Consider the following 21,199-nt stretch of genomic DNA (forward strand, 5'->3'; position numbering starts at 1 on the left):
AATTGGGCCAAAAATGAATCACAATCACATGTTTGGCAATTGATTCACAACAATGTTAAGATAATGTTAGGGGAGAACTATTCCGTTCTGTACTGTTCTGATACGGAATAATTTTTAGCGTAATGAAATTTGAAGAATATATCCTAAAGCGAGTTTCTGGTAATCACATAAAACGGATTTTCGGTATAAATGGTTTGGTTTTTCAAAACAATTTCCGCTGCCTTTTTTCCTAAATTCTCAAAATCCGTGGAAATTACCGTAATACCATCCAACAATACCTCCTTTAAGGGAGTTTCATTGTAAGAAATGATTCCTACATCCTTACCCAATACATATTTGGATTGTTTGATTTTCTTTATTAAAATCACAAGGTCGTTCTCCTTAAGGTTAATGTATACGGTTTCCTTTTCTATTTCACTGGATTCGATCTCTTCAATAATACCAAACTCATAAGCAAATTGCCCACAGAACTTAATGAACCCTTTTTTGATCTCTATCGGATGATATGTTTTTTTTCGAAGAAGTAATTTGAGTTGTTTGTACTTTCTAAGTTTTGGATTCAATTTTACGAGGGCCGAATAAATGTCTTGCTCAAAATCCTGATAAATACTGGACACGGTATTGGGCAATCCATCCAGTCTTTTGTCCAGCACGATCAATTTTTCCAAAGGAATCTCCTTTTTTATAAAACTGAGCACATCATCCCCACCTTCTTCAAAGTGACTGATCACTACGTAATGTGTATAGGTATAGGACCTTGTTTTTGAATACAGGATCAATTCCTTAAAATGCCTGTAATTGTTTTCATAGATAAAAAAATCGATGGTTGCATTATCGCCCAAGGTCTTGGCAAATGCATCATAGATTATTTTTTTATGGGGACTAAGTTTATTGAACAACAGAAAAACCTTGGCCTTCAGAGCCAGTTGATCTCTTTTCACATAATAGCCCTTTCCCGGAACCGATTCAATGATCTTGTTTTTCTTAAGATGATCGTATGCCCTTACCACAGTATCCCGAGAAATATCAAATTCGATCAATAGTTCGTTCACCGATGGCAACCTATCATCCAATTTTATCTTGCCATTTTCGATGGCGGCCAAAATGGAATCCACTATCTGTTTGTACTTGGGTACTTTAGATTCTTCTTTTATATCGATCAATTCCAACATTTTACTAACTTTTAGGACAGGTTTACTTAACAGTGCAGAACACTTAATAGAAAATGGGTAACTACATTTACCAACAACAATAATAAAAAAAATAACCTGATGGGGATAAAGACTTTTAAACACGTGGATTATCTATGGGACGAAAAAAAGGCCTTGGAACTTGGTGATGACCAAGTGGCCCTGTTCCTATATAGGTCCAATATTTTGGGCTCCGATTTAAGGATTACGAACTACGGAGGGGGAAATACAAGTTGTAAGACTATTGAAAAAGACCCTCTGACCAACGAAGACGTTGAAGTAATGTGGATTAAAGGATCTGGAGGTGATATCGGAACCCTAACCCGTTCAGGAATTGCAGGTCTTTATACCGAACGATTAAGAAATTTGAAGAAGGTCTACAAAGGATTGCACGATGAAGATAGGATGGTAGGACTATTCAACCATTGTATTTATGATTTGGACAGTCGAGCCCCCTCAATCGACACCCCATTGCACGGATTACTTCCTTTTAAACATATTGATCACTTGCACCCAGATGCGTTGATTGCCGTTGCGGCCGCGAAGGACAGTGAAAAGGTCACCAAGGAAATTTGGGGAGATACCATGGGCTGGGTACCATGGCAACGACCTGGGTTTGACCTAGGGCTTCAATTGGAAAAATGTTTGAACGAAAACCCCGGTATAAGAGGTATTGTTTTAGGAAGCCACGGTTTGTTTACTTGGGGAGACACCTCTTATGAATGCTATATCAACAGTTTGGAAGTCATTGAAATGGCTTCTGAATACATTGAGAAAAAAATAAAGGAACAAGGTGAAGTTTTTGGAGGACAGAAAGTGAAATCTTTACCTGCAGATCAAAGAAAAGAGAAAGCGGCCCAGTTGATGCCACTTTTGCGAGGACTGTGTTCTTCTGAAAACCGTATGATCGGTCATTTTACCGATGCTGATGTGGTGATGGAGTATATCAACAGTAATGATTTGGAGAAACTTGCCCCAATGGGAACTTCGTGTCCAGATCATTTTTTAAGAACAAAAATCCAACCTTTGGTTTTGACTCTGGATGCAGAAGAAGATTTATCCAATGCAGAGGATGTTCTTAAAAAGTTAGAGCCCGCATTCGAACAATATAGAAAAGAATACGCAGCATATTATGAGAACTGCAAGCACGACAACAGTCCTGCCATGCGTGACCCCAATCCGGTCATCATTATTTATCCAGGTGTTGGAATGTTCAGTTTCTCAAAAAACAAGCAGACCACACGTGTAGCAAGTGAGTTTTACATCAACGCTATTAATGTGATGCGTGGAGCAGAGGCAATTTCCGCCTATACCTCTTTACCAAGACAAGAGGCCTTCGATATTGAATATTGGTTGTTGGAAGAGGCTAAGTTGCAACGTATGCCGAAGGAAAAGCCGTTATCCAGAAAAGTGGCATTGGTCACAGGCGCAGGGGGCGGTATTGGCAAAGCCATCGCAGATAAGCTTGCAGAGCAAGGAGCCAATGTGGTTTTAACCGATATTGCCGAAGACAGATTAAAAGAAGCTGTGGAAACCTATCCAAGGGATGTTGCAAGCTATGCCGTTTGTGATGTAACGAACAAAGACTCCATAAGTAAAGCTTACAAAGATGCCTGTTTAGAGTTTGGAGGTGTGGATTTGGTGATTCACAGTGCAGGATTGGCTATATCAAAACCATTGGAAGAGACCACCGAAAAAGATTGGGACCTACTCCAGAATGTGTTGGTAAAAGGTCAGTTCGAACTCTTTAAGCAAGGGGTCGATATTATGAACAAGCAAGACTTGGGCGGTGACATCATAAGTATTGCCAGTAAAAACGGCTTGGTATCCGGTCCAAACAATGTTGGCTACGGAACTGCCAAAGCAGCACAGATGCACATGGTACGTTTACTAGCGGCAGAACTTGGAGGCAAAGGAATCCGCGTAAACACCGTAAACCCCGATGGAGTGATCGTAGGAAGCAAGATATGGGAAGGTGAATGGGCCGAAGGACGTGCCAAGGCCCATGGAATAAAAGTGGAAGACCTACCTGCACACTACGCGAAAAGAAATCTGCTCAACGAAATTATATATCCAGAAGATATCGCCAATGGGGTATTTGCCTTTGTTGGCCTACTGGACAAAAGTACTGGAAACATTATCAATGTGGATGGCGGCATGGCCAATGCATTTACAAGATAGGTTTTGAGTTAGTTTATTTTAAATTCAAGTATTACCGTAGGCCAGATCATGGCCTACGGTTTTTAAAGATGGCAAGACCTTATGATTTTAAATAAAGAACAGATAACATCTCACAACCAAAGCAACTTTGATAAACACGATCAAAGTTTTGATTTTTTGGCCAACAACCTTACCAATAAGGGCCATGATGTTGAAAATATCCTAAAAAAAGTCGGAGACTTTCAGGTAGCTATTCCAAGTTGGGCCTTGGGTGCCGGTGGAACACGTTTTGGAAGATTCTCCTTTCATGGGGAACCCGGAACTTTAGAGCAAAAAATTGAGGATGTCGGTCTTATCCATGCACTTACAAAATCCGCAGGAGCCATTTCGCTGCATATCCCATGGGATGTTCCCGAAGATGCAGAGAAGATCAAAGCCTTGACAAAATCGCTTGATCTTAAGTTTGATGCCATGAACTCCAATACCTTTCAGGATCAACCTGATCAAAAACATTCTTATAAATTCGGGTCGCTTTGCAGTACGGATGACAAATCAAGAGAACAGGCCATACAACACAATATCGATGTTATCCGCTTGGGAGAAAAATTGGGTTCCAAAAGTTTGACCGTTTGGCTGGCCGATGGTTCAAGTTTTCCCGGCCAGAACAATTTCCAGACCGTTCTCAAAAACACCCAGGACAGTTTACAGCAAATCTACAAGACCCTACCCGAAGATTGGAAACTGTTTATAGAATACAAGCCTTACGAGCCAAACTTCTACAGCACGGTAATCCAAGATTGGGGCACTTCCTTTATGTTGGCCAATGAATGTGGACCAAAAGCCTATACCTTGGTAGATTTGGGGCATCACCTGCCCAATACCAATATAGAACAGATTGTGGCCACTCTAATGATGAAAGGTAAATTAGGAGGGTTTCATTTCAATGATAGCAAATATGGGGATGACGACCTCACGGTAGGTAGCATAAAACCATATTCCCTTTTCTTGATTTTCAATGAGTTGGTGTACGGAATGGAGAACAATCCACAAAACCCTTACCCAGCTTGGATGATTGACGCTAGCCATAACATAAAAGATCCATTGGAAGATCTTATGCAATCCCTGGAAGCCATCCGTTCTTCATATGCGAAAGCGCTTTTGGTGGACCAAAAGGCACTTCGCGAAGCACAAAAAAATCACGATGTAACCCTATGTCAAGAAATTTTACAGGAGGCTTACCTTACCGATGTACGACCACTTTTGGAACGTGCACGGGTATCGAACGGAGGAGCTTTGAACCCATTGGACACCTACAGGCATTTGGAGGTTCGCAAAAAATTAGTGGACGAAAGGGGTAAACATACAATGGCAACAGGCCTATAATCCAAATCATATGGCAAAAGAAGTAATTGCGGTTTTTGACATTGGCAAGACAAACAAAAAGTTCTTTCTCTTTGACATGGACTTCAAAGAAGTCCATCGCGATTACACCTATTTAGAGCCTATCCAAGACGAGGATGGCCATCCCACGGAAAATCTGACCGAACTTCAAAACTGGATAAAGAATACCTTTCACAGCATTCTAAAGTCCAAGGATTATAAAGTAAAAGCTGTCAATTTTTCATCTTACGGGGCAAGCTTCGTTCATTTGGATGATATGGGCAAAGTGGTCACCCCGCTCTACAATTACACCAAACCCATCAATAACGACATTGTTGAAAAGTTCTATGCGCAGTATGGACCGGAGATAAAATTTTGCAGGGAAACGGGCACCACACGAGAGGGCATGCTCAACTCGGGCATCCAACTCTATTGGTTAAAGCACGAAAAACCGGAGGTATTTTCAAAAATCAAGTATTCACTGCATTTACCACAATATCTGAGCTATTTGTTTACGGGAATTCCGGTCAGTGAATATACCAGTATTGGTTGCCATACTGCGCTTTGGAACTATGAAAAAGAGGATTACCACGAATGGGTCTACCAAGAGGAAATCCATAAGTTATTGCCTTCCATCGTGGATACGGAGACCAGTATCAACACCAACTTCATGGGACATCAAATCAAAGTGGGCGTTGGGATACACGATAGTTCCTCGGCCCTTTTACCTTACATTCGAAGTATTGACAAAAAGTTCCTGTTGCTTTCCACGGGAACATGGAGCATTGCCCTCAATCCATTTTCCAAAGAACTTTTGACGGATGAGGATACCGATTCCAATTGCATTAATTATATGCGCATCAATGGTGAGCCCGTAAAGGCTGCACGATTGTTCCTGGGCAATGAGTACAACGAACAGATCAAGGAACTGGCAACACTATTCGGAGTTTCCGAAGATTATCACAAGACCGTAAATTTTGATGCCGATATCCATCAAAGGATAAAGGATAATTTTACCCATAAATTTAAATGGGCAAGTCTTGATGCAGCATCTCCGGACGTACAAGCACCAATGCAATTTAATTCCTATGAAGAAGCCTATCACCAATTAATGATGGAACTAGTGGAATTGCAAATAGAAAGTATACAACGAGCTATCGGAAAGGATAACATCAAACAATTGTATATTGACGGAGGCTTTACCAACAATCAAATATTTGTGGAATTATTGGCCCGTGGATTTGATGGAATGAAGGTGAAGACCACGGATGCATCACTCGGTTCCGCCTTGGGAGCCGCCATTGTCATTTCCAACGTGGAACTGGACCAAAAGTTCCTAAAAAAGAACTACGCGTTAAAAAAACATAGACCCCTAATAACAAATTGATATGGCCCAAAGTTTTGATACTCGATATCCTTCTGTTGATGATTTAAGGGAGAAAGCCAGAAAAAGAATTCCGCGCTTTGCCTTTGAATACTTGGATGGAGGCTGCAACGAAGATGTCAATATCCGCAGGAACACTTCCGAAATTAGAGATATACAGCTTAAACCGATCTATATCAAGGATTTTAAGGGCGCATCCATAAAAACCACTTTGTTTGGGCAGGAATACGATGCCCCGTTCGGTGTGGCACCTGTTGGCCTTCAAGGGTTGATGTGGCCCAATTCGCCGGAAATTTTGGCCAAGGCGGCCAACAAACACAATGTACCGTTTATCTTGAGCACTGTGACCACCATGGATATTGAAAGGGCCAGCGAACTCACCGAAGGTAAAGCTTGGTTTCAATTATACAACCCAGCGGAAGATGCTGTTAGAAATGATATTTTGGATAGAGCGGCCGCAGCAGGCTGTCCTGTTTTGGTCTTGCTTTGCGATGTACCCACCTTCGGTTACAGACCACGTGACTTTAAGAATGGGTTGGCCTTACCCCCAAAAATGACGATGGCCAATATTCTTCAAATATTAGGGAAACCAAATTGGGCGCTTCAAACCCTTAGGCATGGCATTCCCACATTTGAAACCTTAAGACCATACACACCAGAGGGACTCAACCTAAAGCAATTGGGCAAATTTATGGACAAAACCTTTTCGGGACGCTTGAACGAGGAGCGCATCAAACCGATCAGGGACAAATGGAAAGGAAAATTGGTGTTGAAAGGTGTAGCTTCGGAAGAAGATACCGAACAGGCCATAAGATTAGGATTCGATGGAATTATCGTTTCCAACCACGGTGGCAGACAATTGGATGCGGGAGAATCCACGATTGCTCCTTTGACACGGATTGCTGCCAAATACAAGGACCAAATCACGGTAATGATGGACAGTGGTATGCGATCAGGACCTGATATGGCGCGTTCCTTGGCGCGGGGGGCTGAATTTACCTTTATGGGGCGTTCCTTTATGTACGGTGCCGCTGCGATGGGCAAAAAAGGAGGCGACCACACCATGACAATTTTAAAGGTCCAACTACAACAAATTTTGGATCAATTGTGCTGCGAGAACATCCATGACCTTCATAAGCACCTGATCTAACAAACAAGCACATAAATTTAACGATACAAACCAAACCCACATGAGCCAATATAATATTGATGAAGAAATCGAGGAGATAGCAGGCGGCGAATTTGAAAGAGAACCTGTTCCGCAATCAAAACTGAAAAGTTGGAAAAGCTTTTTGGGGATGTATGCCGGCGAACATGCAGCAGGTACCGAATTTGTAATCGGCCCACTCTTTTTAACCACAGGTGTGAGCGCCTTCGATTTAATTGTTGGACTTCTTTTGGGAAATCTTTTGGCAGTATTGAGCTGGCGATTTCTTACGGCAGAAATAGCGGTGAAGTACCGACTTACCCTATACTATCAATTGGAGAAAATTGTGGGGAAAAATTTAGTGACGGTCTACAATCTTGCGAATGGAATCCTCTTCTGTTTTCTTGCTGGCGCTATGATCACGGTTTCGGCCACTGCAGTGGGTATTCCTTTTGATATGGAAATGCCCAAGTTAACGGACACCATGCCCAATGGAATTACATGGATTGTAATTGTATTGGCGATTGGAGCGGTGATATCGTTGATTGCCGCAAAAGGATATGAGACTGTTTCCAAAGCGGCCAACTATATGTCACCTATAATTGTATTGGCATTTTTGGCCAGTGGCATTGTTGCCTTGCGTGACCTTGATGTGAACAGTTTTGCGGATTTTTGGAATATTTGGGGCGAGGGAAGTGAGCCTTTCCCAGGCCAAATTAAATATACATTTTGGCATGTTATGATTTGGTCTTGGTTTGCCAATGCAGCCATGCATGTGGGAATGTCCGACCTTTCCGTGTTCCGATTTGCAAAAAAAGCAAGTTCTGGCTGGACCACCGCAGCAGGAATGTATGTAGGCCACTACATGGCATGGATTGCAGCAGCACTACTTTATGCTGTTTACTTGAAATCTCCCGAAGCACAGGCCGCTTTGTCGGATGGTACGGCGCCAACAGTTGCACCGGGACCCCTGGCTTACAACGCTTTGGGCATCTTTGGAGCCATTGCCGTTGTTTTGGCAGGATGGACAACGGCCAACCCTACCATTTACAGGGCAGGATTGGCTTTTCAGGCCATTATTCCAAAAACCTCGACCTTCTGGGTAACCATTATTGCAGGTAGTGTGGCCACCTTGGCCGGTCTTTTCCCTGCATTCGCGATGAAACTATTGGATTTTGTAGCACTTTACGGTTTTATTTTGGCGCCCATGGGAGCTATCATCGTATTTGAGCATTTTTATGGCAAAAAGGCCAATATCATCATAGATTACGCCGAAAAAATGAATATGAAGTTCAATCGGGCGGTATTTTGGGCCTGGGCCATCAGTTTTGGAGTTTGTTACTTTATATCGGTAACTTTTGATGTCTTTTTATCCTTCATGACCTTGCCAGCGTGGTTGTTTTGCGGACTACTCTTTTTACTTTTTTCTAAAAAGAAAACTTTCAGCTCGTAAAAAAACAGCAAATCATCACCATTTTATAAGGCATCGGTAATACGGGTATCTATATCAGTAATAGTGGTATACCAATAGCTAGGTTTATCCCATAATTTTACTTGATTATCAACTCCACCGTTTTGACAAGGTACATCCAAGGACAAAACAGTAAGGTTTGATGATGACCGATTACATGGTAGAACCCATGGATTGGCATTAAAATTTACATGCCCTCAGCAATTAGCGGAGCACATAAAAAACAAACACCATAATCATGAAAAACAAATTTTTATTCGTGGCTTTAGGTTTGATGACCCTATCAACCTATGCCCAACAAGATCTTTTCAACGAACCAGCTCTGGTTTCCCCCGAAATCAACCCCGACAACACAGTAACCTTTCGCGTAAAGGCACCCTTGGCTCAAACAGTAAGTGTATCGGGCAGTTTGGATGGCGAACATGCCTTCGCTACTATTTCCTATGAGATGGAAAAAGGGGAGAAAGGTATTTGGACCTTTACCACCCTCGAATTGCCATCAGAACTCTACCGTTATCATTTTTCCATAGACAGTGTTCGCACGGTCGACCCAATCCGATAAGCCCAGACGAATAGCTGAAATTTTTATAAAAAATAGCCACATAGCCCCATGGAGCATAATAGGTAATATCACCCTTGCTTGGTTCGTATCCGCTTGGCGCCCCACCTTTGGTCAATTTTCTTTCGGGATAGAATATTTTTTCGTTGCTGGCATAATCCTCCAGTTCCGTGGTAATGGGAAGCATGGAGATTAAATCCCTTGAAGTTGGATTGTCGTACAAGGTGGCGGTAAGTTCGGTATCCCCGAATGAGATTTTTAATTTCATATCATTAATGGTTAGTTGTTCTTTTTCAGTGCTCATTTCTTTACCAGATAACCATAGGACAGTAAAGCAAAGGAACAGTGAAGTTGAAAACATGAGTGTTTTCATCATCCTGAATTTATAGCCGTGATAAGGCATGTTCTGTTAGCCCTAAAAACACGATACAAAGTTAACTTACCTCTTTAGCTATAAGTTAATGATAATCGAATCAAAAATTAAGAAAATCAAATATTAGGCGCGAATCGCCTTTGGAGTAGTACCTGTAAGTCTTTTAAAGTAGTTATTAAAGTAGGTAGGATAATCGAATCCAAGTGCATAAGCTATTTCGCTTACATTCCAATTGGTGTGCTGCAACAGTGCTTTGGCTTCGGTAACAATACGTTCAGATATATGGGTAGATGTAGATTTCCCCGTAACCTCTTTTATGGATTTATTCAAGTAATTCACATGTACGGAAAGATTATCGGCATAGTCTTGTGGACTTCTCAACTGCAATGGATTATCGGCAGTCTCTATAGGAAACTGTCTTTCCAAAAGCTCTAAAAACACATTGGTCAACCGTGATGCCGCACTCTGGTGCTTCACGTAGTTCTCCGAAGGTTGCATCTTTAAGGCTTCGTGTAAAATAAGGTGAATATAATTTCTAATCAAATCATCCTTAAAGGAATAGTCTGTTTGTTGTTCCTCCATCATTTTATCAAAAATGGAATTCAGGAAAAGACGCTGATCCTCACTTATCTTCAAAACCGGTGTGCCGCCCAAACTGAACAATGGAGATTTTAAAATACTATCGGAACGTTCGGACATATTTAAAAATTCCTCCGAGAACAAACAGGTATAGCCAACGTAAGTGGTCGAAATAGTCTCCCACGAGTAAGGTATGTGTGGATTACCAAAAAATAGAATGGTGCCTTCCTGCTCAAAACTTCTATCGGAATAATTAATGATGCTCTTACCAGTGGTCAAACAAATCTTGTAAAAATCCTTACGACTGTAAATTTTGGTCGCACTACTGTCCTCTTCAATTTTAAATATATTAAATCCTTTAAGCTTTAATTCGCTATTGAAGGGGGACACCGATTTTTCTGTTTTTGTTTGCATGTTGCAAAGTTAAGAAATTCAAACCAGTGGGTAAATAAAACATTTTCCCAAACTTCTATTAAAAACCAAATATTGCCTTATAAAAAAGGCTGTCCATACAATCGTTTACCGGTGGCCTTGTACATAGCATTGGCCAACGCTGGGAATATGGGTGGAAAGGCAGGTTCACCCAAACCAGTGGGGTCTATTTGGTTTTCCACAAAATGTACCTCGATTTCTTTTGGGGCTTCCGACATCCGAATCATACGGTAGTCATCAAAATTTTCCTTGTTGGGCTTTCCATCCTTAATGCTCAATGATCCAAACATGGCATTCCCGATTCCGTCCACCACGGCACCTTCCAATAAATTCTTGGCGGCATCGGGATTGACTACAATGCCACAATCAACGGCACAATATACTTTGTCCACTTTTGGTTGGCCATCTTCCATAATAAGGTCCAGCACTTGGGCCACATAGCTATTATGGCAGAAATATGCCGCTACACCACGGAAAACACCTGGTTTATCTTCCCCCCAATTGGATTTGTCCCTTACCAATTCCAAAACACCTTTATATCGGCCTGGGTCGTAATCGTTTCGTTCTCCAACAGGATCGGTTTCTGCCCGACTCAACAATTCTAAACGTAGTTCGATGGGATCTTTTCCCATTGTTTCTGCCAATTCGTCCAAAAAGGTCTGCTCCGCACAGGCCATAAAATTAGATCTTGGTGCCCTAAAGGAACCCACGGTAATATTGGAGGGAATAGCCCAATCTTCGGCCAAGTAATTATCCAAAGTCCCTGCGGGAAAGCGATCGGCATACATGGGGCTTTCTGGCACGCCACCTGCATTTAAGTGCAAGCCTGTAATCTTCTTATCCCCATCCAGAGCTGCTTTATACGTAGCTCTGTATGCTGGTCGGTAAATTCCTGCGGTCATATCATCTTCGCGTGTATACATCAGTTTAACCGGTGCATTCATACGCTTGGAAACTATACCAGCCTCTACCAGCCAATGCGCATAGGACCTACGTCCGTATCCACCACCCAGCCGGGTCATTTTTATATCAATTTTATCCAAAGGAATGTCCAATCTCGAAGAGAGGGTCTTTTCTGTAAATTCAGGCTTTTGAAGCGGGCCTGCAAAATCGGCTTTTTCTTCAGTTACGTGGGCAAAAAAGTTCATGGGCTCCATACAGTTATGGGCCAAAAAGGGTGCGGTATAGGAACGCTCCAAAACTTGGTCCGCTTCGCGCAAGGCCCTATCGGGATCGCCATCTTTTCTACGCTCGTCGCCCTTTTGGTTGGACATTTCCAACATCTTTTGGTTATGATCCGATGTATTTTCCAGTCCAGCCGGATAAACCATGGTGGTTTTGCTGCCAAATCGATCTCTGGCTATCTTCAGCTCGGGCCTGGTTTCCCATTCTATATGGGGTGCGAGTGCTTTTTTTGCATTCATGACCTCCCATGTGGAATCCCCCACCACTACGACCAATTCCAAAAAGGAATTGGTGTCAAAATATTGCCATTCGTAATCATCGGCATAGGTTTTTATGGAGAAAACATCTTTTATGCCGGGCATTCCCTTTAAGGATGATGCATCAAAACTTTTTAGGGTCAAACCAAAAGCAGGTGGGTGCACGATCATGGCGGTCAGCATCCCTTCTTGCATATAATCCATCCCAAACAAGGGCTTACCGGTGATTATTTTTTTTGTGTCCACATTCTTTTTGGAGGTACCAATTATGGTGAAGTCTTCAATATCTTTTAAAGAGACTGTTTCTGGCACTGAGAGTTGGGAGGCTGCAGTGGCAAACTCCCCATAATGGCCTTTTTTACCACTTGCTGAATGTGTCAACTGTCCTTTTTCCGCCGTTATTTCCGTCATGGGCACGCCCCAGCTCTCCGCCGCGGCCTGCATCAACATATATTTGGCCGATGCCCCGGCTTGCCGTAAGCGTTCCCAACTCTGCCGGATGGCCTGGCTACCTCCAATAAATTGACGCGTATATCGGTCGGTATCCAATGGTGCTTGCTCCACCACAACCATGTCCCAATCCGTATCCAGCTCATCGGCCACGATCATGGGCATGGAAGTCTTAACGTTTTGACCGCCCTCTGGGTTTGGGGACATAATGGTCACCATGCCATTTTCTCCGATCTTAATGTAACCGTTCACCTCTATCCAATCCTCCGGCATTTCCATACCAACTTTTTTTGCTTGGTCTTTGCAGGAAATCATCCAACTAAAGCCGAGCAGCATACCTCCACCTGCAAGTGTGGATGATTTTAAAAATAATCGCCTATTCATTTGAGTTTTGGTAGTAGCCATGGTTACTTTTTATTTGCTTTTCGTATTGTCTTATCTAAGTTTCCCCTTAAAATAACGAATATTCAAGGTATCCTTCACCTATAGTTATTTAATTGTTTTTAAAACTTTCGCAGGAACACCTGCAACCACCGTGTTGGGCGGTACATCTTTATTCACAAGAGCCCCAGCGGCCACCACGGAGTTCTCCCCTATTGTTACTCCCGGTAGAATTGTTGCGCTCGCTCCAATCCAAACATTCTTTTTGATGAACACGGAACTCGGGCGCATACTCTTCCTTGTTTTGATGTCCGTTGGATGGTTCTCCGAGGTAATGCTTACCCGCGGACCTATCATAACATCATCTTCAATGGTAATACCTCCCAGGTCCAAAAAACTACAGGCATGGTTGATGAAAACATTCTTGCCCAAAGAAATGTTCTTTCCGTAATTGGTATAAAAAGGTGTAAAAAGTGTAGTGGTTTTATCCACCTCAACACCAATGATTTCACTTAATACCGTTCTGATCTCATCCACGTTTTTGGAAGCGTTTAATTTAGTGGACAGTACAATGGTCTTGTTGACCCCAACTCCTATTTGTGCATAATCGGGGTCGTTCATTGGAATTTCTTCACCCGATGTCAATCTTTCAAATATATTCATTGCTTTCATTCAATTTTCTGATGGTCCTTTACCTTAAAAAAAGATACTTATGGGCTACTAAAAATAATCTTACACCTTATTGAATCTTTTAGAAACTATATACCAGGGAAACATTCCAAGTAAAATCGTCCTCGGGAACAATTTCCGTATCCAAAGCCTTGTTTAAAATAGCGGATATGGATAGTGGAAAATCCTTTTTCTTAAAGGATAAGAATCCGGCTAAATAATATCCTTGTATATCATCCGTAGCCAAAAAATAGGCCTGCGGAGTAATATCAAAGTAATATTGGTCCGTTACATAAAGGTTTTTAAACGTCGATGTAAAAACAACGAAGTTGGTCTGTTTCACACCGTCATCAAACCCGCGGCCATGGAGATAATACATTCCGACATCTATGTTCTCTGCCACTTTAAACGTTGGAACCACTTCTGCCGCCAAATATCTCCTTGCCTCCAAAATATCCTCCGAAGCACCGTTCCTCATAATGGGTATGGTCCTAAAGTTAATGGCTGGATGCGCCCCGACCCGGAGAGAGAACTTCTCTTTTTCGATAGCTTTGTACCGCCACCAAAAAATAAATGTCCAAGGTTTGCCTTCCAAGGCAAAGCGCATATCTGGCTCAAAACTCAACCTCCCTTTTTTGAACTTAAGGTCAAAGATCAATGCCGGGTCTCCCAAAGAAAAAGATGGAATCAGCGAAATTCCATTGTTGGTAACACTTGCTGTTCCACTAAAATCATCCAAGAAGGGTTTTCTTTCCTCTTGGGCCAAAGAAACATTGTAAATGAGAAGACTACCAATTATAATAAAAAACCGGATAGGTCTTCTGCTGAGGAAAGAAGATAATGGTGAGAATTGCAAAGCTCCGCACCTACTCCTTCTGGGGTCAATACTTGTCATGATGGGTTAGTTGGTTAATTTTCTCAAAGATAGCAGGAATGGTGATTAACTGTCGTACCCATTTTACAGAAAGATTTACCTTTTTTACGGATAATGACTCTGACCAACAGGTAACTATTGTTTTGGTTGATTGTTTTGGGTACATTGTGGTGATATGAGCGAGATCATCAACTTAGAGACCGTAAACGATTACTGTAATCGATTCAACCAAATCTCACAACATCCTTTGGTGAGTGTGATGAACCTGCACAATTTGAAAAGAAATTCGCAAAAGGGCATTGAAGCGCTCCGTTTCAATTTTTATGGAATATTCTTAAAACAGAACCCGGATTGTATTCTAAAATACGGCAGAAAGTATTATGACTTTCAAGAGGGTACTTTGGTATTCATAGGTCCTGGACAAATTGTCCAGATTGAAAACGGTGATGACTATGTTCCATCCGGTTATGCCTTATTGTTTCACCCTGATTTACTGCGAAAAACCAATTTGGGTGAAATTATTTCCAAATATTCCTTCTTTTCCTATGAGTTGAGCGAGGCATTGCACCTATCTCAAAAAGAACGAGAAATTATTATTGATTGTATTGAGAAAATACGATTTGAACTGGAACGGGATATAGACAAGCATAGCAAAGAGCTCATTGTATCCAATATAGAACTTTTTCTACGTTATTGCTCACGCTTTTACGACCGTCAATTTATTACCCGCGATGTCGTGAACGATAGTGTGGTCCATCAATTCAAAAGGTCGCTCCACCATTACCTCTATTCAGGAAAGGCCAGCGAGCAGGGCTGCCCATCTGTAGGACATTTTGCCCAGGAACAATATTTGTCCGCCAACTATTTTGGTGATCTTATTAAAAAAGAGACAGGAAAAAGTGCGCTCGAAATCATTCAGGCCAAACTTATCGAGGTCGCAAAAGAACGTATTTTCGATCCCTCGAAAACTGTTAGCGAAATTGCCTATGAACTTGGCTTTAAACATCCCCAACACTTCTCCCGTTTATTCAAGAGCAAGGTGGGCTACTCTCCCAACGAATATAGAATGATGAACTAACATCAGCATCTTTCATACTCTCCTTATTCAAACTTTTACACAGAGATAAAATAGATCGAAGTAAAAAGGACCAAGGTTAAGTTCATGCTCAGCTATGGGTTTATCGTAGTCCTTCTTATTCCATAAAATTTCTTCAGATACTGATAAATGTCATTAAATGAAGACTTTACTTTCAATAATTTTAGTGGCAATTGCTAACAACTGTTTTGGTTCTCTATAACCAAATAAAAATATTTATTATGGACACCAATCAAATCAAGACCAAATTCGAGCAGGCTGATCAGTTTCTTGAGGCAGCCCAAAGTGAGTTAAATCGACCAGCAGAAGATGTAGTACCCTATATGGTATGCAGAAGCGCCCGAAAATCTATTTCTCATTACTTAAACGGGTTTTTGTTAAAACATGGGGTTGAATCCAATGAGGATGATACCGTGGAAATATTGTTGAACAAATGCCAAACCATTAACAGTGAATTCAACAGTTTTGATTTGAGTCCCATAACATTCACGATGGATGAGGAATACAGTGCAGAATTCGACAAGATGAAAAGCTGCATTGATTTGGCCGCCTATACCAAACAATTGGTCGGAGTTACAAATTCAAAATTTTGAAAGCATACCTATTAATTAGTACAACATTAATCCTCATATTATGAGCAAGTCAGTTTTGCAGAAAATTGGAGTACCCAAAAACATCACAAAAGGCAAAGAGAAGAAATCATCCAAATTCAAATACCCTGGAAAACCAGTAGCAATGGACGGAAATACCGCCGCAATTATGTGCGAGCGCGAATCTACCGATGCTGCTGGCGCATTCCCCATTACACCCTCTACGCAAATGGGGGAATACTGGGCCGATGCAGCTGCTAAGGGACATTTGAATATTTCGGACAAACCTTTGATATTTATTGAACCGGAAGGGGAACACGCCGCTGCTGCAGTTACCGCTGGCTTGTCCATGACCGGTTTGCGTGCTGCAAACTTTTCTTCCGGGCAGGGTATTGCCTACATGCACGAATCCCTTTATGCCGCAGTGGGTAAACGCCTTACCTATGTACTGAACATCGGTGCACGTGCCATGACCAAATCCACATTGAACGTTCATGCCGGGCACGATGATTATCATGCTATTGACGATACTGGCTTTTTTCAAATGTTTGCCAAGAAGGCGCAACATGTGGCCGACCTTAACATTATTGCCCACCGCATTGCCGAATTGGCGCTGACTCCAGGTATTATCGCACAAGATGGGTTTTTGACCACACATTTGATCGAATCCTTCCTTTTGCCCGAACGTGAATTGATCAAAGAGTATCTGGGCCGTCCAGACGACATCATCAAAACACCAACACCTGCACAACGCATCATTTATGGTGATACGCGTAGACGTATTCCCGAATTATGGGATGTGGATAACCCTGTGATGGCCGGTATTGTACAAAATCAGGATTCTTACATGCAAAGTGTTGCTGCCCAACGTCCATTTTTCTTTGACCATATTAAGGAGTTGGCAGATCAGGCGTTCAAAGAATACTACGAACTCACCGGAAGACACTATCAACGAGTAATGACCTATCGAGCAGAAGATGCCGATTACCTTATTTTAGGTCAGGGAAGTTTGGTTCCCAGTGCAGAAGTTGTTGTGGATTACTTACGCGAAACCAGAGGAATAAAAGTAGGTGTGGTCGACCTTGTTATGTTTAGGCCATTCCCTTCCGATATGCTCGGAGAAATTTTAAAAGGTAAAAAAGCCGTGACTATTTTGGAAAGATTGGACCAACCATTGGCCGTCGACTCCCCAATTACACGAGAAGTACGCTCTGTTTTAAACAAGTGCGTTGAAAATGGCAGGGATAAAAAACACAAAGCCTATCCAGAGTTGAGTTCCTATTCCATATCCGATATGCCCGCAATTTACTCGGGTTCCTTTGGTATGGGTAGCCGCGACTTACAACCGGAAGGCATCATAGGAGCAGTAGAAAATATGTTGCCCGATGGTAAACACAAAAAACAATTTTATCTCTCCATAGACTTTATCCGACAAATACCACATTCCCCCAAGCAAAAAGCATATCAGGAAAGTATCCAAGAATCCTATCCACTTGTTAAGGAACTGGGCATTAGGGGCTCGGAAAACCCCAACCTTATGCCAAAAGACGCCATCACGGTACGCTTTCATTCCATTGGTGGCTGGGGTGCAATCACTACGGGTAAAAACCTCGCCATGACCCTATATGAGTTATTGGGGTACAATATTAAGGCCAATCCTAAATATGGTTCGGAGAAGAAAGGACAGCCCACAACATATTATCTCGCAGCCTCTTCGGAGCCCATCCGAATAAATTGCGAATACTACTTTGTGGATGTTGTATTATCCCCGGATCCCAATGTATTTAAACATACCAACGCATTGGCCGGTCTTAAAAAGGGAGGGAATTTTATTATCCAGAGCGATAAACAAACACCTGATGAAGTTTGGGCGGATATTCCTGAACGCTATCAAAAAATCATTATAGATAATGATATTCATGTGTTCTATATCGATGGATTTAAAATTGCGAGGGAAGAAGCCACCGACCCCGAACTACAACTACGTATGCAGGGAATTGCCTTCCAAGGAGCATTTTTTGCCGCATCGCCCTTAATGAAGAAATCAGGGTTATCCGAAGAAAAATTATTGAAAGCCATTGAGGACCAATTGCAACATAAATTTGGATCTAAGGGCCAACGTGTGGTGGATGATAATATGCGTGTGGTAAAACGTGGCTTTGATGAAGTTCATGAAATCACCAATAAAGTTTTGGGAGCAGGCAACAAGACCAATGGTGCTGTAAAAGAACCCCTTCCCATCCCAAGAATGATGAAGGAAATTCCACAAAGTGAATCACAGTTGAGCGATATCCATCGTTTTTGGGAACAAACAGGTAATTTCTATCTGCAGGGAATGGGGAATGATAACCTCACCGATCCATTTATAGGCTTGAGTGTAATGCCAGCCGTTTCCTCCGTATTCCGAAATATGACCGGTATACGTTTCGAGCACCCTGAATGGGTACCAAACAATTGTACCGCATGCGGAAACTGCTACACGATATGTCCCGATACCGCAATACCCGGACTGGTAAGTGAAGTATCCGATGTTTTCGACACTATAGTGAAACGTGTAAAAAACAACCACGGTAAAGTTGAGCATTTGCCCAAAGCGGTCCGTAAAATGGAAGGGCATGTCAGAAAATTGTTTGCAGGTTCAAAAAACGGAGCAACCGTCAATGACTATATGCAGCATGCCATAGACATGACGCTCGATGAGCTGGGCAATGGCAAGGAATTGACCCAAGAACTCGATTGGTTCAAAGAAGAGTTGGGCGAATTCAATTTCGCTTTAACCCGCCCCTACTACGACCTACATGAGAAAAAAGAAGAAAATAGTGGCGGATTGTTCAGTATAACCATCAACCCGAACACATGTAAGGGATGCATGGAATGTGTTGCTGTTTGTAATGATGATGCTTTGATCAAAATACCACAGACCGAAGGGTCCATCGCCAAACTGAACAAAGAATGGGATTTTTGGCTAGATCTACCCAACACACCGCAAAAATTCAATCGAATCGATGATCTTGAAGAAAAAATAGGTCCACTGGAAACAATTCTATTGAACAAAGATGCCTACCTGAATTTTGCCAGTGGCGATGGAGCCTGTTTAGGCTGTTCCGAAAAATCGGTGGTACATATTTTCACGGCCACCGTGGAATCCCTCATGCAACCGCGTATAGAAAAACACATGGCCTATCTGGAAGAATTGACCAACAAATTGGAAAGACATATCCAAGGAAAATTGATGGACCGTGTGAATTTGACCGATTCGGAGGCCATGTCCAAAATAGTTTCCGAAATGAAAAATTCAGATTTGACCATGTCGGAGATTACCAGAAGGTTGGAATCTAAAAATGGAGGTGAACCCATTGATCAGGAATGGTTGCGCAATGTTACCCAATTACTCGCTCAACTGAACAAACTTAAATGGAAATATACCAACGGAACCACCGGAAAAGGAAGGTCCAATATGGGTATCCTCAATTCCACTGGTTGTTCTTCGGTATGGGGAAGTACTTGGCCATTCAACCCTTATCCATTCCCTTGGGCCAACCACTTGTTCCAAGACTCACCTTCCATGGCGATGGGTGTTTTTGAAGGACATATGGCCAAAATGGCCGATGGTTTCAAGACCATACGCAAAGCAGAATTGGAGCTCGAAGGGAAATACAATGCCGACGAACATGACGATTTCTTCACCTATTTTACTTGGAAACAATTTACAGATGAAGAATGGTTGCTATGTCCTCCAGTGGTAACACTAGGCGGTGACGGTGCCATGTACGATATCGGTTTCCAAAACTTATCAAGAATGATGGCTTCCGGCAAACCGATCAAAGTAATCGTACTTGATACACAGGTATATTCCAACACAGGTGGACAAGCCTGTACTTCTGGATTTATTGGTCAAGTTTCCGATATGGCCCAATATGGTAAAGTATGGAAAGGTAAAAGTGAGCCTCGAAAAGAGATTGGTCTCATTGCCATGGCACACAGAAACACTTATGTAATGCAAGCCACTTTGGCCAACACAAGTCAAATGATAGAAGGATTTATCGATGGCTTGATGACCAAGCGACCAGCTATTTTTAACCTGTACACCACCTGCCAACCCGAACATGGTGTAGGTGATGACAAAGGGGCAAATCAAGCTAAACTTGCAGTAGAATCCAGGGCTTATCCTATATTCAAATACAATCCCGATCATGGAATAAAAGCCCGGGAAGCATTTGATTTAGCAGGCAACCCTGCCATGGATCAAATCTGGCCAACTTATAACTTAAAATATCTCGAATACGGTCAGGAACGCACCATGGAACTACCGATGACGTTTGCCGACTTTGCATTGACCGAGGCACGTTTCAGGAAACATTTCAGAAAAGTACCACGCAGCGCCTGGAACGATAATATGATGCCCCTGGCAGAATTTTTAGAAATGGAAGAAAACGAACGTGAAGGCAAATTCCCTTATATCTGGGCAGTTGATAGAAATCAGAAACTTAATCGGGTATTGGTCGCAAAAGCCATTGTGGAGTCTTGCGAAGAACGTAGGGATTTCTGGCTGATGCTACGCGATATTGCCGGAGTGGAACCAGAAAAACCACAAGAAGAAAACCTCGAAGAAAAAATAAGAAACGAGGTTGTCGGAAATATTGCACAGGGACTTATGCAACTTGCTGGTGGTAATGGGAATGGAAACGATCTGTTAACAATGGCATTGGAAAAACCAGTTGAGAGCAATGGAGTTGCAGTAGAAGAACCATCATCAAATGGGGAATATATGGCCCCATGGCTGGAAACTGACGAATGCAGTTCCTGTGATGAGTGCATCAAGCTCAACCCCAACATTTTTGCTTATAACGAGGATAACAAAGCTTACATCAAAAATCCGAAGGCCGGACCGTATGAAGACTTGGTCAAAGCAGCGGAAAAATGTACTGCAGGAGTGATTCATCCCGGATTACCTGCCGAACGATCTGCAAAAGATATGGAGAAATGGATAAGTCGAGCTGAAAAGTATAATTAATGTAATAA

At 42.2% G+C, this 21,199-nt stretch carries 15 protein-coding genes; 9 read left to right on the top strand and 6 right to left on the bottom strand.

The window, feature by feature from the left end; translation table 11 throughout:
- Positions 1 to 143: 143 nt before the first annotated feature.
- Entirely contained in the window at positions 144 to 1,172 is a 1,029-nt protein-coding gene (locus tag J0X13_RS07135) for a GntR family transcriptional regulator (RefSeq protein ID WP_207070720.1), read from the bottom strand.
- A 99-nt stretch (positions 1,173 to 1,271) separates the two neighbouring features.
- Here J0X13_RS07135 and J0X13_RS07140 point away from each other — a divergent pair, with 99 nt between their 5' ends.
- The 6 genes from J0X13_RS07140 to J0X13_RS07165 all read left to right on the top strand — a co-directional run bounded on the left by J0X13_RS07140 (position 1,272) and on the right by J0X13_RS07165 (position 9,294).
- Positions 1,272 to 3,371 (top strand): bifunctional aldolase/short-chain dehydrogenase, encoded by a 2,100-nt coding sequence (locus J0X13_RS07140; RefSeq protein WP_207070721.1) that lies wholly within the window; start codon positions 1,272 to 1,274, stop codon positions 3,369 to 3,371.
- A gap of 81 nt (positions 3,372 to 3,452) precedes the next feature.
- Positions 3,453 to 4,733, top strand: coding sequence for a sugar isomerase (locus J0X13_RS07145; protein ID WP_207070722.1), 1,281 nt, complete (start codon positions 3,453 to 3,455; stop codon positions 4,731 to 4,733).
- Between the two features lie 10 nt (positions 4,734 to 4,743).
- Entirely contained in the window at positions 4,744 to 6,117 is a 1,374-nt protein-coding gene (locus J0X13_RS07150) for an FGGY-family carbohydrate kinase (protein ID WP_207070723.1), read from the top strand.
- A gap of 1 nt (position 6,118) precedes the next feature.
- The gene (locus J0X13_RS07155; protein WP_207070724.1) at positions 6,119 to 7,264 is read left to right on the top strand and encodes an alpha-hydroxy acid oxidase; all 1,146 of its coding nucleotides are present in this window, start codon (positions 6,119 to 6,121) and stop codon (positions 7,262 to 7,264) included.
- A 40-nt stretch (positions 7,265 to 7,304) separates the two neighbouring features.
- Positions 7,305 to 8,714, top strand: a complete 1,410-nt coding sequence (locus J0X13_RS07160; RefSeq protein WP_207070725.1) for a purine-cytosine permease family protein — start codon at positions 7,305 to 7,307, stop codon at positions 8,712 to 8,714.
- Positions 8,715 to 8,970: 256 nt separating this feature from the next.
- Complete coding sequence (locus J0X13_RS07165; protein WP_207070726.1) at positions 8,971 to 9,294, top strand: early set domain-containing protein; 324 nt, start codon at positions 8,971 to 8,973, stop codon at positions 9,292 to 9,294.
- Here the strand turns inward: J0X13_RS07165 and J0X13_RS07170 are convergent.
- The 5 genes from J0X13_RS07170 to J0X13_RS07190 all read right to left on the bottom strand — a co-directional run bounded on the left by J0X13_RS07170 (position 9,212) and on the right by J0X13_RS07190 (position 14,512).
- Positions 9,212 to 9,559, bottom strand: a complete 348-nt coding sequence (locus J0X13_RS07170; protein WP_207070727.1) for a cyclophilin-like fold protein — start codon at positions 9,557 to 9,559, stop codon at positions 9,212 to 9,214. The two genes, J0X13_RS07165 and J0X13_RS07170, sit on opposite strands and share 83 nt — an antisense overlap.
- Before the next feature lie 228 nt (positions 9,560 to 9,787).
- Positions 9,788 to 10,657, bottom strand: a complete 870-nt coding sequence (locus J0X13_RS07175; protein ID WP_207070728.1) for a helix-turn-helix domain-containing protein — start codon at positions 10,655 to 10,657, stop codon at positions 9,788 to 9,790.
- Positions 10,658 to 10,734: 77 nt separating this feature from the next.
- Positions 10,735 to 12,972, bottom strand: a complete 2,238-nt coding sequence (locus J0X13_RS07180; RefSeq protein WP_207070729.1) for a xanthine dehydrogenase family protein molybdopterin-binding subunit — start codon at positions 12,970 to 12,972, stop codon at positions 10,735 to 10,737.
- Positions 12,973 to 13,056: 84 nt separating this feature from the next.
- A complete protein-coding gene (locus J0X13_RS07185; RefSeq protein ID WP_207070730.1) occupies positions 13,057 to 13,620 on the bottom strand; it encodes a sugar O-acetyltransferase in 564 nt (187 codons plus the stop codon).
- Between the two features lie 79 nt (positions 13,621 to 13,699).
- Positions 13,700 to 14,512, bottom strand: coding sequence for a hypothetical protein (locus tag J0X13_RS07190; RefSeq protein WP_207070731.1), 813 nt, complete (start codon positions 14,510 to 14,512; stop codon positions 13,700 to 13,702).
- Between the two features lie 154 nt (positions 14,513 to 14,666).
- On the opposite strand from J0X13_RS07190, the gene J0X13_RS07195 reads away from it, so the two are divergent.
- The 3 genes from J0X13_RS07195 (at position 14,667) to J0X13_RS07205 (ending at position 21,191) form a co-directional block, all read left to right on the top strand.
- Positions 14,667 to 15,569: a helix-turn-helix domain-containing protein gene (locus J0X13_RS07195; protein WP_207070732.1), complete on the top strand. Its 903-nt coding sequence runs from the start codon at positions 14,667 to 14,669 to the stop codon at positions 15,567 to 15,569.
- A gap of 239 nt (positions 15,570 to 15,808) precedes the next feature.
- The gene (locus tag J0X13_RS07200) at positions 15,809 to 16,180 is read left to right on the top strand and encodes a hypothetical protein (protein WP_207070733.1); all 372 of its coding nucleotides are present in this window, start codon (positions 15,809 to 15,811) and stop codon (positions 16,178 to 16,180) included.
- 40 nt (positions 16,181 to 16,220) lie between these two features.
- The gene (locus tag J0X13_RS07205) at positions 16,221 to 21,191 is read left to right on the top strand and encodes a 2-oxoacid:acceptor oxidoreductase family protein (RefSeq protein WP_207070734.1); all 4,971 of its coding nucleotides are present in this window, start codon (positions 16,221 to 16,223) and stop codon (positions 21,189 to 21,191) included.
- Positions 21,192 to 21,199 lie beyond the last annotated feature (8 nt).

The organism is [Muricauda] lutisoli (nom. illeg.), from assembly GCF_017313105.1.
Lineage (GTDB): Bacteria > Bacteroidota > Bacteroidia > Flavobacteriales > Flavobacteriaceae > Flagellimonas > Flagellimonas lutisoli.

Bases quoted from the DNA above. Each gene is read 5' to 3' on its own strand.
- J0X13_RS07135 (WP_207070720.1), bottom strand. From the start codon at position 1,172: ATGTTGGAATTGATCGATATAAAAGAAGAATCTAAAGTACCCAAGTAC.
- J0X13_RS07185 (WP_207070730.1), bottom strand. From the start codon at position 13,620: ATGAAAGCAATGAATATATTTGAAAGATTGACATCGGGTGAAGAAATT.
- J0X13_RS07140 (WP_207070721.1), top strand. From the start codon at position 1,272: ATGGGGATAAAGACTTTTAAACACGTGGATTATCTATGGGACGAAAAA.
- J0X13_RS07170 (WP_207070727.1), bottom strand. From the start codon at position 9,559: ATGAAATTAAAAATCTCATTCGGGGATACCGAACTTACCGCCACCTTG.
- J0X13_RS07145 (WP_207070722.1), top strand. From the start codon at position 3,453: ATGATTTTAAATAAAGAACAGATAACATCTCACAACCAAAGCAACTTT.
- J0X13_RS07190 (WP_207070731.1), bottom strand. From the start codon at position 14,512: ATGACAAGTATTGACCCCAGAAGGAGTAGGTGCGGAGCTTTGCAATTC.
- J0X13_RS07200 (WP_207070733.1), top strand. From the start codon at position 15,809: ATGGACACCAATCAAATCAAGACCAAATTCGAGCAGGCTGATCAGTTT.
- J0X13_RS07205 (WP_207070734.1), top strand. From the start codon at position 16,221: ATGAGCAAGTCAGTTTTGCAGAAAATTGGAGTACCCAAAAACATCACA.
- J0X13_RS07155 (WP_207070724.1), top strand. From the start codon at position 6,119: ATGGCCCAAAGTTTTGATACTCGATATCCTTCTGTTGATGATTTAAGG.
- J0X13_RS07180 (WP_207070729.1), bottom strand. From the start codon at position 12,972: ATGGCTACTACCAAAACTCAAATGAATAGGCGATTATTTTTAAAATCA.
- J0X13_RS07195 (WP_207070732.1), top strand. From the start codon at position 14,667: ATGAGCGAGATCATCAACTTAGAGACCGTAAACGATTACTGTAATCGA.
- J0X13_RS07160 (WP_207070725.1), top strand. From the start codon at position 7,305: ATGAGCCAATATAATATTGATGAAGAAATCGAGGAGATAGCAGGCGGC.
- J0X13_RS07175 (WP_207070728.1), bottom strand. From the start codon at position 10,657: ATGCAAACAAAAACAGAAAAATCGGTGTCCCCCTTCAATAGCGAATTA.
- J0X13_RS07150 (WP_207070723.1), top strand. From the start codon at position 4,744: ATGGCAAAAGAAGTAATTGCGGTTTTTGACATTGGCAAGACAAACAAA.
- J0X13_RS07165 (WP_207070726.1), top strand. From the start codon at position 8,971: ATGAAAAACAAATTTTTATTCGTGGCTTTAGGTTTGATGACCCTATCA.